Here is a 12,916-nt window from a genome sequence, read left to right on the forward strand (position 1 = left end):
CACGCATGTTGGTCTTCTTCGTCTGAGTTCAGATGCGGCGAGCCACGGAAGCTCCGCCGAAGATGAGTTGCTGAACCAATGGGCGATTTACGAAACGGGCAGGGAATATCGGACCTGGGTCGCTTACCCGGTTCAGGCGATCGAGCTGCTCCGGCGACAGCGCCACTTCCAGAGCGCCCAGATTTTCCTCCGCCTGGGCGACGGTGCGGGCGCCCATGATGGGCGACACGACCGTGGGATTGGCCAGGGTCCATGCAAGCGCTACCCGAGACGGTGTCGAGCCCATTTCCTGGGCAACGGTGCGAACCTCGTGCGCGATCTCGATCGAGCGCTCGTTGAGATGCCCCGACGAGGCGATGACGCCCTTGCGGCTGGGAGACACGGCCGCTTCTCGGGAATCCTGAACGTCCGCTCGGGAGTATTTGCCGGCCAGCACGCCGCCGCCTAGCGGCGACCACGGGAGCACGCCGAGTCCTAAGGATGCAGCCATCGGCATGAGCTCATGCTCGACGGTGCGTTCCACGAGACTGTATTCGATTTGAAGCGCGACGAAGGGGGACCAGCCGCGCATGTCGGCGAGCGTCTGCATTTCGGCAATCCGCCATGCCGGCGTATTGCAGATGCCGATATAGAGAATCTTTCCCGACCGAACGAGATCGTCGAGGGCGCGCATCACCTCGTCTGCCTGGGTCGTCATGTCCCATCCGTGCAGATAGAAGAGATCGATGCGATCAGTGCCAAGCTGCCTGAGGCTTTGCTCGACAGAGCGCATCATGTTGAGGCGATGATTGCCGCCCGAATTGGGGTTGCCAGGCTCGCGGGCCATCGTGAACTTCGTCGCGAGGACGAGCCGCTCACGCTTGTCGCCGACGAATTCCCCGAGGAAGCGTTCGGCGGCGCCGTCGGTGTAGTTCACCGAGGTATCGATGAAATTGCCGCCTCGATCGACATAGAGATCGAAGATGCGGCGGGCTTCGATACTGTCGGCGCCCCAACCCCAATCCGACCCGAAGGTCATGGTGCCCAGGCTTATGGGCGAAACACGCAATCCTGAGCGTCCTAGCAGTTTGTAGTTCTCGAGCATCATCTTGGTTAGCCATCTCCAATTCACCGAGCCAAAAGTAGCGGCTGCTAGAGGAGCAGACAACTTGCCCAATCGTAACCAGGCTGGTAAGTTAGACTAACCAATGGCTGTGGATCTGAATGGCATCTCTGTTTTTCTGGCCGTCGCGGAGGCACGAAGCTTCCGCGCGGCCGCCGAGCACTTAGGTGTCACGCGGCCAGCGGTGAGCCAGACGATCCGTCGCCTCGAGGATCGGCTTGGCGTCGCGCTCGTTCAGCGAACAACCCGAAGCGTCAGCCTGACAGAGGCTGGCGAGCAGCTTTACCAGCGCGTGGCGCCAGCCATTGCAGAGGTCGGCCTGGCCCTGAACGCCACCGCGGATCGAGACATCGCTCCGAGCGGCCTTTTGCGGCTGGCAGTGTCCTCGATCGCAGAACGGTTCATCTCAGGACCGCTGCTGTCGAGCTTTGCGGACGCCTATCCCGCCGTTCAGATCGATCTGTCCGTCACGGACGAAGAATTCGACATTGTGGCGGAGGGATATGACGCGGGGGTGCGGCTTGGCGAGGTGATAGACCAGGATATGATCGCTATCCCGGTGTCCGGCGAGCAACGTCAAAGCGCGGTTGCCGCGCCTTCCTATATCGAGCGCTTCGGGAAGCCGTCGCACCCCTCGGAACTGGCCCAGCATCGCTGTATTGGCTGGCGTCCCGCACCGCACACCGCGCCTTACCGCTGGGAGTTTGGCGAAAATGGACGTGAGTTCGACGTGGCGGTCAATCCTCAGATCACCACCAATGATATGTGGCTGATGATCCGCACGGCCTGCGCGGGGGGAGGCATAACGTTTGGCATGGAGGAGACCTTCAGACCCTTCGTCTCATCCGGCAAACTGGTGCCTCTCCTCCAAGAGTATTGCCCGCCGTTTGCGGGCTTTTTCCTCTATTTTCCCAACCGGCGGAATCTCGCCCCGAAGCTACGCGCCTTGGTTGAGCATGTAAGGCGGTGGCGATAGCGCCGACGATCTGCGGTTCGAGTGAACCTTAGCAAGCGGATGTCGCGTCGATGCCAGGACCGACCGGAAGCCGCGATGTGGTGACACAAGGCTGAAGGACCCCGGCTCGGGCTCGCCCAAGCCGGCCGAAGCCGTTGCGCGGCCTGCCGTCAGGCTTGCAGACGATCGCGCGGGACTGACAGCCGAATGACGAGGCCTTCCGGCTTCCAGTCTCGCTGGATTTCGCCGCCGAGCTGGCTACGGACCGTGGCGCGGCCGAGAGTCGTGCCGAAGCCGTCCCCGTCAGCGGCCTGCATTACGGGCGGGCCGTCTCGCTCGGTCCAGGTGAGGATGAAGGTGTCGCCTTCCTCTTCGCACGCGATTTCGACGCAGCCCTTGTCGGTCGACAGCGCCCCATATTTCGCGGCATTGGTCGCAAACTCGTGCAGCAGGAGCGCGAAGCTCGTGAGAGACCCCCCGGAGATCGTCGCGTCGGGGCCACTTACGACCGCATGGGGTGTGGTTGCGTCCGCGCCGCGATCATATGGCGCAAGGATCGTCCGCAACAGGGTATGGAGCGTGGTCGCCTGCTCGATGCGGTCCGACGCATGGGACGTCCGCGTCACCGTCAAGGCGTGAGCTTGGGCGAGCGCTCCCAGCCTCTGAGACACTGCTGTGGCGAGCTCGCGCGGTGTCGTCGCCCTTTTCGCGCTCAGCGACACGACGCTGCTCGCCAGCGCGAAAAGGTTCTTGACGCGGTGATCCATCTCTCGGAGGAGAAGGTGCTGCTGCTCTTCCGCGCGCCTGCGTTCGGTGATGTCACGCGCGATCTTGGATGCGCCGATCACTTGGCCTGCGCGATTTCGGATCGGCGATACCGACAAGGATATCTCGACAAGGCTCCCGTCCTTGCGCCGGCGGATGGTCTCGTAGTGGTCGATCTTTTCGCCCCGTCGAAGCCGGGCGAGGATGTTGGGCTCCTCATCGGCTCGATCCAGCGGGATGAGCATGGTGACCGAGCGGCCGATGGCTTCTTCGGCGGTATAGCCGAAAAGCCGCTCGGCGCCGCGGTTCCAGTCGGTGATTGTGCCGTTGAGATCCTTTGCCAGGATGGCGTCGTCGGATGATTCGACTATAGCTGCGACCCGCTGTGTGGCTTCGTCGGCGACAGCAGCGTCCGATTGATCGACGAGCATGTTGACCGCACCGACCAGCGTGCCCTCGGCGTCGAAGATCGGTGTAGGAAAGGCCCGGAACAGGACCCGGCGGCCATCCGGTCGCTCGGCAAATGCTTCGAGCCCTCGCACCGGGCGCTTTTCGCGCAGCGCCATGGCCATAGGGCATTCGTCATGTGGCAGAGGCGTGCCGTCCGGCCAATATAGCTTCCAGGAGCCGCAGAATTCGCTCCTCCCGAGCTCCGGCCTCACTCCCCACAGCTCGGCGGCCGCGTCGTTGTAGAAGGTTATCAGCCCTGAGGCATCGGTCGTATAGACGGCTTCCGGTAGAGCCTGAAGGATGTGCTCGATCGCCATGTTCGCGGGGATCGCGACGATTGCTGAGTGCGGTTCCGCCTCGTGACGGGACTTAGTGAAGGGCGTCTCGCTCTGGCCCAGGGGCTTGTTCATGCGATACTCCTTGCGGACTTCGTGACGGTCACATTGCTATTGGCTCTTCCCCGGATGTCCGCACGATCTGGCCGCTGGTGCGGCTGAAGGTAAAGGCCCGTAAGGCGAAGGCCTAAACCTACCGGATGCAGCGGAGGTTTGATAGGGCCTGTCGTCACAACAGCAGTCTGGATTTGACGACACTAGCGGAAATCCCGCGTCTTCACCTTAATCGTGTCCAGATAAAGTTCGGGAATGTAGATGTCGCGCGTGCGCAGTCCTTTGGGCGGCAAACCGGTTCAGTTCACCGTTCGGGTGGAACACAGGACCTTTCGCGATCTGCGTTCACCCGTTGAGCGGCAGGCCTGGCCGGTCGAGGCCGCCGGGCGAAAGCGTGAAGATCTCGCAGCCGCCGGCCGTGACACCGACGGTGTGTTCGTATTGCGCAGAAAGCGACCGGTCGCGGGTGACCGCCGTCCAGCCATCGGCAAGCACCTTCACATGCGGACGCCCGAGATTGATCATTGGCTCGATCGTGAAGATCATGCCTTCGCGCAGCTCCGGACCCTCGTTGGCCCGGCCGTAATGCAGGATGTTCGGCGAATCGTGGAAGAGGCGGCCGACGCCATGGCCGCAGAAATCGCGGACGACCGAGCAGCGTTCGCTTTCTGCGTAGGTCTGGATCGCCTCGCCGATCGCGCCGGTGCGCGCGCCGGGGCGGACGGCGGCAATGCCGCGCATCAGCGCTTCATGCGTGACTTCGAGGAGACGTTCGGCGGCACGCTTGATCTGCCCGACCGGATACATGCGGCTGGAATCTCCGTGCCAGCCGTCGAGCACGAAGGTGACGTCGATATTGACGATATCGCCTTCGCGAAGCGGTTTTGCGTCCGGAATGCCGTGGCAGACGACATGGTTGATCGAGGTGCAGGTTGATTTGGTATAGCCGCGATAATTGAGCGTCGCCGGATGGGCGCCGTTGTCCATACCAAATTCGAAGACAAACCGATCGATCGCGTCGGTCGGAAGCCCCGGCCTGACGATCGCCGCGAGTTCGTCGAGGCAGCGGGCGGTCAACTGGCACGCCTTGCGCATGCTCTCGAAGGCCTCGGGACCATAGAGCCGGATGGCGCCGGTATTCTTCGGCGGCGCGGAAGAGGCTTCGATATAATTCACCATTGCAGGGCCTTAGCGGAGATTGTCCTCATCGTACATAATGCAGCTATGCCGCGTTCGTCCATCGCGATCAACCGCAACCACGAGATTTGTACCACTTCGATACGGTGCATCGGTATGCCTTTCCAGTCACGCGGTGGGCTTCACCCGTATCTTGCGTCTTGCGTTCCACTCAAACGGCGCGCTGGAAATTGCCGCGTTGAAGTGAAATATATGACGATTGCCGGCACCCCGTTCGGCGGTTTTTTCCGCAACTCGGCCTCTCTGCTCGGATGCCGCGCCTTATTGGGGCGCAGGGCTTTGGGATGAGCGGCTACCCAGTCCCGGTCTTTGCGGGAGGAAGGGTGTAAAGCCGCACCAGCCGAGCACGTGCGGAAACACCGGCCAAGCACTGCTGCCCGACCGCCTCCCGAATGCCAGGTCTTGCGGATTTCCCTTCGCACCCGGCGCCGGTCCCGTCTCGGCGCGACGCCGCGCGGTGCATTCGTGACGGGACAGCGGCAGTATCGCATGGGTGCCAAGTGTGGCGATGAAATGGTGGCAGTGGCGCGCAATTCTCACGAACATCTAATCGGACTTGGAGGAACTGGCAGCGCGCTCGAATATCGCATCCAGCTGACCTTCTTTGTTAAGGGGCCGGTTCCCGATGGCGGCGTTCTGAGTTCTCCCAATTTTCGCCTGGACGTGATGGACGTTCTTTGCCGAGCATTGCCCGAAGCACTGCAGCCATAACGACCCGCCGCGCTCGGAGGTGATCGGGGTTGCAGCTCTTGCACAATCCACGATCGTTGTTGAGATCGTTGCAGTCGCGGCGCTGCCGGATTAAGCCGAGACCGCTCGAATGCTTCTAACGGCAGCCAAAATACTTTTCGCAGCGAAACGGACATTGCGCAAATCGCGCTTACAGAACCGGATTTATTGACGACTTGCCCTAGCTTTGCTGATTGGACACTAGGAGACGCGGCGGGACATCATGAGCGAAACGCGACGCAAGCTGACCACCATCTTCTGCGCCGACGTGCAGGATTATACGCGCCTGATGGGTGCGGATGAGGAGGGCACGCTGGCGATGCTGAAGCGGTATCGCGATGCGATGTCGCGGCTCATCGCGTTGCACGGAGGGCGGGTGATCAATACCTGGGGCGACGGATTGATCGCCGATTTTCCGAGCGTCGTCGAGGCGGTGCGTGCGGCAGTCGACGTTCAGAACGAGCTCGCGGGCATGAACGCTACGCGGCCGGCGGACGGTCGCATGCTGTTCCGGATCGGCATCAATCTCGGCGATGTGATCGTCGAAGGCGCCGATCTCTATGGCGACGGCGTCAATATTGCCGCGCGGCTGCAGGCGTCTGCCACCGCCGGCGGGATCGTGATATCGAATACCGTCTACGACCAGGTCCGCAACAAGGTGGCCGTCGGTTTCGATTTTCTCGGGCCTTTGGTGGTGAAGAATGTCACGGAGCCCGTGCCGAGCTACGCCGTGCGCATCGGCGAAGGCATAAAGAGCGCCCCGCAGCCGGAGGCTGCAGCAAACCGACCGAAGGCTCCGGCAGTGACCAATTGGCCGCTTGGCGCAAAGGCTCGCAAGATGTTTGGTCTGCTCGCCTTGTTGAGCGCTGTGCTGGTTGTCATTAATCTTCTCTCCTGGCGGGGCGTCTTCTGGGCGGCATGGCCGCTTCTGGCCTTTGCTGTCCTGACGGCAATGATATGGGTGCGGAACCAGAACCGCGTCGATCGGGGCATTGCCGCCCTCGGCGTCGCCGGGCTTGGCATGATCGCGATCAACCTTCTGTCGTGGCACGGGATATTCTGGGCGATATGGCCAGTTCTGGGGCTGGCCGCCGCTGCCGGCGTTCGGTGGGTGATGCGAAACTGACCCAAGAGTGCATTGGCCGTGATTACGAGGCGGCGTTGCCAGTGCTTCCGAATTGCATACCTTGCAGCGCGGCTCGATGATCGACGAAAGCCACCATGACAACGGAAAAGTTAGATCAGTTCCGGGACATCATTCTCAGCGAGTATCCGGACTTGGCCGCATCGACGTTCGAGCTCGCCCCGGTAGGCTGGGATTCGATCGCCGTTGACGTGGATGACCGGCTGATCTTCAAGTTTCCCCGCAATGAGGTCGCACAAAAGGCGCTTGTGAGAGAGGCCGCACTGCTTGCAGTCGTCCGGCCCAGGGTCACAATGGCCGTCCCGGAGCTGCGCATTTTCGAGAGAGGCCGGCACCTGTTTTCTCTTCATGAGAAGCTGAGGGGCGAACATCTGCTTACGGCCGAATATGACAGGCTTCCGGAGGATGCGCGCCAGTGCCTTGGCGAGGCATTGGGGCAGTTTTACACCGAGCTTCACCGGCTCGACAAGGAGCAAATGGCGGATGCCGGCGCCGCGCCAATCGGCGCATGGCAAAGCCCTGCAACGCTTCGCGGCAAAGCCGTGCCGGCCCTTCCGGTCGAACTTCGTGGCGTGGCAGAGGATATCATCGCAGGACTCGAGCGGCTTCCGCCCGATCCCCACGGACAGACCTATGGCTTTTTCGACGGCCATGGATGGAACATGGCTTTCGACCGTGTGCGGGGCCGCCTCAACGGCATCTACGATTTTGCTGATTCCGGCTTTGGTCCGGTCCACCAGGAGTTCATCTATTCGAACTTCATATCGCCGGATCTCACCGAGCGGATCGCTGCGGCTTATGAAAAGGCGTCGGGCCGGACGCTCGACCGGCGCCGTATCGCGATCCTCACCGGTATTCATAGGCTGTCGGAACTGGCAGAGCTACCGGACGATTCCCGCCATACTCCGGCAATGACCCGCCATACCGTGATATGGCTCGAGACGATGTCGGACCGCGGTTTCGCTGCGAGCTAATGGCGAAAGAGGCGGCGGAGACGATTTTCAGACAACGGAACCAAAGAACCGAGCCGCGATGCTGGCGACTTCGTCGTGAATAGAACGCCGATCGATGCCGTCGGCATCCGTGAAAATGTCCGGTGCCAGTTTCCTGCCTTGAGGCGTCGGTTCCGGCACAAAAACGTAATGGTCAACTCCGCCTTTGAGAATATCCAGCCCAGCGCCCGGCAGATGGCTGTGCAGCCAGCTGCAGCACTCCTGCGCAGGCGCGATGGTATCCGCATCACCGCCGACAATTCGAACCGGCTTTGCGATCCGCTTCAAGCTCTCGGCCGAAAAACCCAACACCGAGCGGCCAGGCGCAAGGACGAGGGCAGCATCAAATCGAGGGTCGCTATAGTCCTTTGATCTGCGGCTCCACGACGCGCGAAAAACGGCGCTGCGCTCCAGCAGGGGAGATATGTGGTCCGCCAGATCGGGAAGCTCCCGCGGTCCACGGTGCGGACTCTTGATCGGGTTTGCAGATTCAAACTGGGAATAGGCCACGCGTGCGCCCATGAGCAACATAGCCGTGTAGGCACCGGCGGAAAAACCAGCGACGCAGGCGTGAGCGCTGATCATTCAGCCCAGTTGCCTTCGCCAGCTGCGGTCGTCGAGCATTGCACTTATGTCGCTTGCCCGTTCCCAGAGGCAGAGGAAGCCTTCCGGTCTATGGGGTTCGGCACCGGTGTGGCCGTGATGATTGACGGCAAGGGCGACGAAGCCCCGCTGCGCCAGGCGATGGGCCAGCCATTCGAGACCGGCGGCAACTCCACCGGTGCCATGAGAGAGCAGCACGAGGGGATGGGGCCTCGCTGCCGGTTTAAGAGCCGCGTCACGCGCAACAGGCTTCAAACAAAACCAAGATGCGTCAGATACGGGCGTCTCGACTGCGCCGTCATCCGCAGGATACCAGGCCGCCCAGGAAAGAGGCCGGGGGCCGCTACCCTCCCAATTCGTCCTGTTCGCATCAAGGCAGAGGCCTTTTGCAAAGCCCACCGGCATCTCATTGCTCCAATTCGCCAGCTATCCCGTCGCGTCCTACTTTCGCAAGAAGATGGATCAAAGGCCATCCAGCCAGGCGAGGCGCTGCTTAGCTTCGTTTCGAAAACAGCGATGCGAGACTTGGACGTGGAGAGGGCGGGTTTTTCAGGCGCGGCACGACCACGAGGCGTTTGACTTCGCCGCGCTTGAAGGCGGCAAGGAAGCGGCGGTAGTCCTTGAACGAGACGCATCCGTTGGAATCGCCACGCTTGCCGAGCATGTAGGTGTGGGCGAGCAGGCCGACGCGACCGTGGATCTTCTGCGGGCCGCCGACGGGATGGAGGCGGATCGCCTCGACGCCATGGAACAGCGCTTCGCGCATGGCGAGGTCATAGGTGTGCGGCGGGGTGGGGCCGCGCATTTTCTTGTCGGCGTAGCGCGACTTGTCGCGCATGGCGCCGAGGCCGGAATGGGCTTCGAGCTTGTCGCCGTTCGGCAGATAGACGATGCTGGCCTCGATATCGTAGATCGCCACCCCATTGCGGGCGCTCGGCATCAAGGCCGGCTTGGCGAATGCCGGCATCTCCTCGTCGTCATCTTCCGTTCGCGCATAGGCAAGAGCCGGTCCGGCTTCGGGCGCGTCGATCTTCGGCTTGCCGGGGCGTGCCATCGGCAGCGGAATATCGGTGCCAGGGCCCAGAACGAGGCCGAAAGGCTCATCGGACGTTGCCGTTTCGGCGGAGGCGGTTTCGACAGGAGCGACGGCGGATATCGGCTGGGCGGAAGGAAGCGTCGCCGCAAGCGCGAGGCTTGACGCCGGTTCAACCGGCTTGGCGGAGGCGGTCCGGATCGAATAATCAGGTGCCGGAAGGGCCGCAGGCGCGGTGACCGCCGGAACAGGTGCGGCGCTTGCAAGCACCTGCGCCTGCTGCTTCAGCGCTGCGGCCATCGCCGCGCTGTTGTTGCGCATGGCAAGCAGCGACAGGCCGCGGCGCTGCAAGAGGGCGACCATATCCTTGGAGGATTTCGGCGAGGGTTCGGCAACCATGCGGTCCGAAACCGTCGTCTTGCCCGGAAGGCGCGAGAACTTGCTGACGCGGATCAGCGGATGCGCAGGCGTGGCAACGTGCGGAGCCGGCTTTCGGGCGATCGCGACATCGGCGATCGTCGCAGCTGCGGGTTGCGGCATGGCGGAGGTGTGCATGGCCGCGATAGAGGCAATCGTCCAGGCGGACAGAGTGACCGCGATGCCAATTGCAGCAGTTCCGGATATGAGCCGGAGGGGTCTGGCTGAGCGAAAAAAAGCCCAGCCGAAAGGGTTGACGCTTTCATGCGTCTCAACAGCAAACGCCATACTACTCGGTTTCCCAACGCGTCACATTACCGGCGGCTTACGCGGAACGCCCCCGCCGGAGCCGCTAATGAAGCAAGAGGGCCAAAATGAGGCCCCGATGCGACTTGCCGACTACCGAGAAGCATGACGCACTATGGTAACTAATTCCTTTACGGGATTATCTGGCTGGCCGAAATGGCCCGGCTTGCCGGTTTTCGCGATGCGGGAACAAAGGAGCTGGCGCCGTCGCCGGCGAGCCTCATCGCCCTTCAATGAACGCGTTTGCCTTGCGAGGCGTCCCGTCATGCCCGCTCCATGACGTAGCTGCCCGGTGCTTCCTCGATGGCGTTGAGCGCCGTGCCGCCGGGTTTGCGCGCGGGCACGCGTTTAGCGTCCTTGGCATCGATCCAGGCGTGCCAGTGCGGCCACCAGGAGCCGGGGTTTTCCTCGGCTTTGGCAAGCCAGGTATCGTAATCGCCCCTGGTCGGGCCGCCGGTCCAGAACTGGTATTTCTTCTTGTCGGGCGGGTTGACGACGCCGGCGATATGGCCGGAGCCGGCCAGCACGAAATCGACTTTTCCGCCGAAGAACCGGCTGCCGAGGAAGACGGAATTCGCAGGAGCGATATGGTCTTCGCGTGTCGCCAGATTGTAGACCGGGATCTTCACGTCCTTCAGCGATACGGTCTTGCCGCCAAGCATCATTTCGCCGGCGGTGAGCGCGTTCCTGAGATAGCAGTTGCGCAGGTAGAAGGCGTGGTTGGCGGCCGCCATGCGGGTGGAATCGGCATTCCAGAAGAGTAGGTCGAAGGGCATCGGCATTTCGCCCTTCAGGTAGTTGTTGACGAAATAGGGCCAGATCAGCTCGGAGGCACGCAGCATGTTGAAGGCGGTTGCCATCTTCGAGCCGTCGAGATAGCCGGTCGCCTGCATATGCGCCTCGAGTGCTTCCAGCTGCTCCTCGTCGACGAAGACCTTGAGGTCGCCCGCATGGGTGAAGTCGACCTGGGTGGTGAACAGCGTCGCCGTCTTGATGCGCTTGTTTTTCTCCTTGGCGTGCAGCGCCAGTGTTGCCGCAAGCAGCGTGCCGCCGACGCAATAACCGACGCTATTCACATCCTTTTCATCGGTGGCCTTCTCGATCGTTTCCAGCGCGAAATCGATGCCCTCGCGGGCATAGGCCGTCCAATCCTTCCCGGCATGGCGGGCATCAGGGTTCACCCATGAGATGACGAAGACGGTATGGCCCTGGTCGACGCACCATTTGATGAAGGATTTCTGCGGGTTGAGGTCGAGAATATAGAATTTGTTGATCCACGGCGGGCAGATGAGGAGAGGGCGTTTCAGCACCGTATCCGTGGACGACTCGTACTGGATGATCTGGCAGATGTCGTTCTGCGCGATCACCTTGCCGGGGGTCAGCGCCATGTCCCGGCCGACGGCGAACTTGGTCATGTCGGTTTGGCGCAGTTTCAGGTCGCCGCGGCCGGCCGCGATGTCCTCTGCCAGCATCTTCATGCCGCGCACCAGGTTTTCGCCGCTGGTCGCGATCGTTTCGCGGTAGAGCTGCGGGTTGGTGGCGACAAAATTGCTCGGCGAAAGGGCAGCGGTGATCTGCTTCACGTAGAAGCTCGCCTTATGCCTCGTATGCTCGTCGAGCCCCTCGGTCTGGGCGACGATTTTCTCTGCCCAGTCGGCGGTGATGAAATAGACCTGACGCAGGAAATCGAAGAAGGGGTTCTTCTGCCAGTCGGCGTCGGAAAAGCGCTTGTCCTTGCGCTCCGGCTCGGGTTCGCCAGCCTCGCCCTGCAACCGTTGCATCGAGCGCATCCAGACGCCGAAATAGCTGCTCATCAGCTGTGTTTGCGCCTCGAAAGTCCGGCGCGGATCGGACATCCAGTATTCGGTGACCTTGGAGAGCGTCTTGACCATGTCGGTCATCGGCGCGGCGAGCCGGTCGTTGGTTTCCCCGCTCTTGCGCGGCGCAAGCCAGACGGAGGCCGCCTTGCCGAGGTTTTCCAGGGCGCGGGCAATGTTCACCGCCATCGCCTCCGGATCCTTCAACACGTAAGGATCGAGATTCGGTTCGAAACCCGGGGTTTTCGTCTTCCCGCCATTTTCCTGCTTGCTGTCGGTCACGCGTCTCCTCCGGAGGCAGCAATCCTCTTGCAAATCGAGTTGTACATCGTCCCGGATCGAGAAAACAAGTTCAACGCAAGCGCACTCGTGCTATTGCTTTGTTGCTGCGACAAATTTAACAGTCGCTGAGGCTTCAGGATTTGGAAGATCTGGCATGACGACGAACGGCATTTTAGGCATCGCACTCGCAACCCGCATGGCACTCGCTGCCGCGGCCGCAGCGATGACGCTTGCTGGATGCGCATACACGCCGGAGCAGAAGGCGGCCGCCGCGGCGCGCCGCGCGCCTCCGACGGCCGTCGTCATGACGCCGACCAAGGGCGAGGAGCCGGCACAAAGCGGCCTTGCCCATTATCCGGACGGCTATCCGAGCTTCGGCGCGCCGCTGACGGCAGCAAACGCCCAGATGAGCAACGAGGAAGCCGCAAGCTTGGGGCAGAAGCTTTCGGGACTCCGCGTCCAGCGCAAGGCAGGCACGATTTCGGAAGCCGAATATCAGCGGCGGGTGGCCGAATATCGCAAGCTTGCCGCCGAGCACGGCACAGACGCGCTCTCTGCAATCGGCAATTAAGCCTTGCCTTTCAGGCGATTTGGACGCAAAGCCTTCCGCAGCTGGCGGGAGACGCAATTTTCCCGATAATACGCGTCTGTCGCGGCCTTTCGTCAAAGATTCGCCGCGGGACGAAAGTCTGATGAATACGGCGTTTGCGATTGTGAAGTTCGTGTCGCAGGCAG

At 61.8% G+C, this 12,916-nt stretch carries 10 protein-coding genes and 1 pseudogene; 5 read left to right on the forward strand and 6 right to left on the reverse strand.

The features are described from left to right. Positions 1 to 28: 28 nt before the first annotated feature. A complete protein-coding gene (locus tag QA644_RS07215) occupies positions 29 to 1,087 on the reverse strand; it encodes an aldo/keto reductase (protein WP_283071670.1) in 1,059 nt (352 codons plus the stop codon). Positions 1,088 to 1,187: 100 nt separating this feature from the next. On the opposite strand from QA644_RS07215, the gene QA644_RS07220 reads away from it, so the two are divergent. Next, entirely contained in the window at positions 1,188 to 2,078 is an 891-nt protein-coding gene (locus QA644_RS07220; protein ID WP_283071672.1) for a LysR family transcriptional regulator, read from the forward strand. A 149-nt stretch (positions 2,079 to 2,227) separates the two neighbouring features. On the opposite strand, the gene QA644_RS07225 is transcribed toward QA644_RS07220, so the two are convergent. Continuing rightward, positions 2,228 to 3,682 (reverse strand): PAS domain S-box protein, encoded by a 1,455-nt coding sequence (locus QA644_RS07225; protein WP_283071673.1) that lies wholly within the window; start codon positions 3,680 to 3,682, stop codon positions 2,228 to 2,230. A gap of 324 nt (positions 3,683 to 4,006) precedes the next feature. Continuing rightward, positions 4,007 to 4,840, reverse strand: coding sequence for a type I methionyl aminopeptidase (map, locus tag QA644_RS07230; RefSeq protein ID WP_194729590.1), 834 nt, complete (start codon positions 4,838 to 4,840; stop codon positions 4,007 to 4,009). Positions 4,841 to 5,260: 420 nt separating this feature from the next. Here map and QA644_RS07235 point away from each other — a divergent pair, with 420 nt between their 5' ends. The 3 genes from QA644_RS07235 to QA644_RS07245 all read left to right on the forward strand — a co-directional run bounded on the left by QA644_RS07235 (position 5,261) and on the right by QA644_RS07245 (position 7,705). Continuing rightward, positions 5,261 to 5,569, forward strand: a complete 309-nt coding sequence (locus QA644_RS07235) for a hypothetical protein (RefSeq protein WP_283071675.1) — start codon at positions 5,261 to 5,263, stop codon at positions 5,567 to 5,569. Between the two features lie 241 nt (positions 5,570 to 5,810). After that, the gene (locus QA644_RS07240; RefSeq protein ID WP_283071676.1) at positions 5,811 to 6,713 is read left to right on the forward strand and encodes an adenylate/guanylate cyclase domain-containing protein; all 903 of its coding nucleotides are present in this window, start codon (positions 5,811 to 5,813) and stop codon (positions 6,711 to 6,713) included. Between the two features lie 95 nt (positions 6,714 to 6,808). Next, the gene (locus tag QA644_RS07245; RefSeq protein WP_283071678.1) at positions 6,809 to 7,705 is read left to right on the forward strand and encodes an aminoglycoside phosphotransferase family protein; all 897 of its coding nucleotides are present in this window, start codon (positions 6,809 to 6,811) and stop codon (positions 7,703 to 7,705) included. A 27-nt stretch (positions 7,706 to 7,732) separates the two neighbouring features. Here the strand turns inward: QA644_RS07245 and QA644_RS07250 are convergent. The 3 genes and pseudogenes from QA644_RS07250 to phaC all read right to left on the reverse strand — a co-directional run bounded on the left by QA644_RS07250 (position 7,733) and on the right by phaC (position 12,181). Next, positions 7,733 to 8,731, reverse strand: a pseudogene (locus tag QA644_RS07250) (hypothetical protein). Positions 8,732 to 8,819: 88 nt separating this feature from the next. Then, positions 8,820 to 10,064 (reverse strand): tlde1 domain-containing protein, encoded by a 1,245-nt coding sequence (locus tag QA644_RS07255; protein ID WP_283071679.1) that lies wholly within the window; start codon positions 10,062 to 10,064, stop codon positions 8,820 to 8,822. A 281-nt stretch (positions 10,065 to 10,345) separates the two neighbouring features. Continuing rightward, positions 10,346 to 12,181: a class I poly(R)-hydroxyalkanoic acid synthase gene (gene phaC / locus QA644_RS07260; protein WP_283071680.1), complete on the reverse strand. Its 1,836-nt coding sequence runs from the start codon at positions 12,179 to 12,181 to the stop codon at positions 10,346 to 10,348. 154 nt (positions 12,182 to 12,335) lie between these two features. Here phaC and QA644_RS07265 point away from each other — a divergent pair, with 154 nt between their 5' ends. Continuing rightward, the gene (locus QA644_RS07265) at positions 12,336 to 12,752 is read left to right on the forward strand and encodes a hypothetical protein (RefSeq protein ID WP_074067843.1); all 417 of its coding nucleotides are present in this window, start codon (positions 12,336 to 12,338) and stop codon (positions 12,750 to 12,752) included. The last annotated feature ends 164 nt before the right edge of the window (positions 12,753 to 12,916 follow it).

The sequence above is a fragment of the Rhizobium sp. CC1099 genome (assembly GCF_029714385.1).
Classification (GTDB): domain Bacteria; phylum Pseudomonadota; class Alphaproteobacteria; order Rhizobiales; family Rhizobiaceae; genus Rhizobium.

Coding starts and splice junctions, on each gene's coding strand:
- QA644_RS07215 (WP_283071670.1), bottom strand. CDS start 1,087: ATGATGCTCGAGAACTACAAACTGCTAGGACGCTCAGGATTGCGTGTT.
- QA644_RS07220 (WP_283071672.1), top strand. CDS start 1,188: ATGGCTGTGGATCTGAATGGCATCTCTGTTTTTCTGGCCGTCGCGGAG.
- QA644_RS07225 (WP_283071673.1), bottom strand. CDS start 3,682: ATGAACAAGCCCCTGGGCCAGAGCGAGACGCCCTTCACTAAGTCCCGT.
- map (WP_194729590.1), bottom strand. CDS start 4,840: ATGGTGAATTATATCGAAGCCTCTTCCGCGCCGCCGAAGAATACCGGC.
- QA644_RS07240 (WP_283071676.1), top strand. CDS start 5,811: ATGAGCGAAACGCGACGCAAGCTGACCACCATCTTCTGCGCCGACGTG.
- QA644_RS07245 (WP_283071678.1), top strand. CDS start 6,809: ATGACAACGGAAAAGTTAGATCAGTTCCGGGACATCATTCTCAGCGAG.
- QA644_RS07255 (WP_283071679.1), bottom strand. CDS start 10,064: ATGGCGTTTGCTGTTGAGACGCATGAAAGCGTCAACCCTTTCGGCTGG.
- QA644_RS07265 (WP_074067843.1), top strand. CDS start 12,336: ATGACGACGAACGGCATTTTAGGCATCGCACTCGCAACCCGCATGGCA.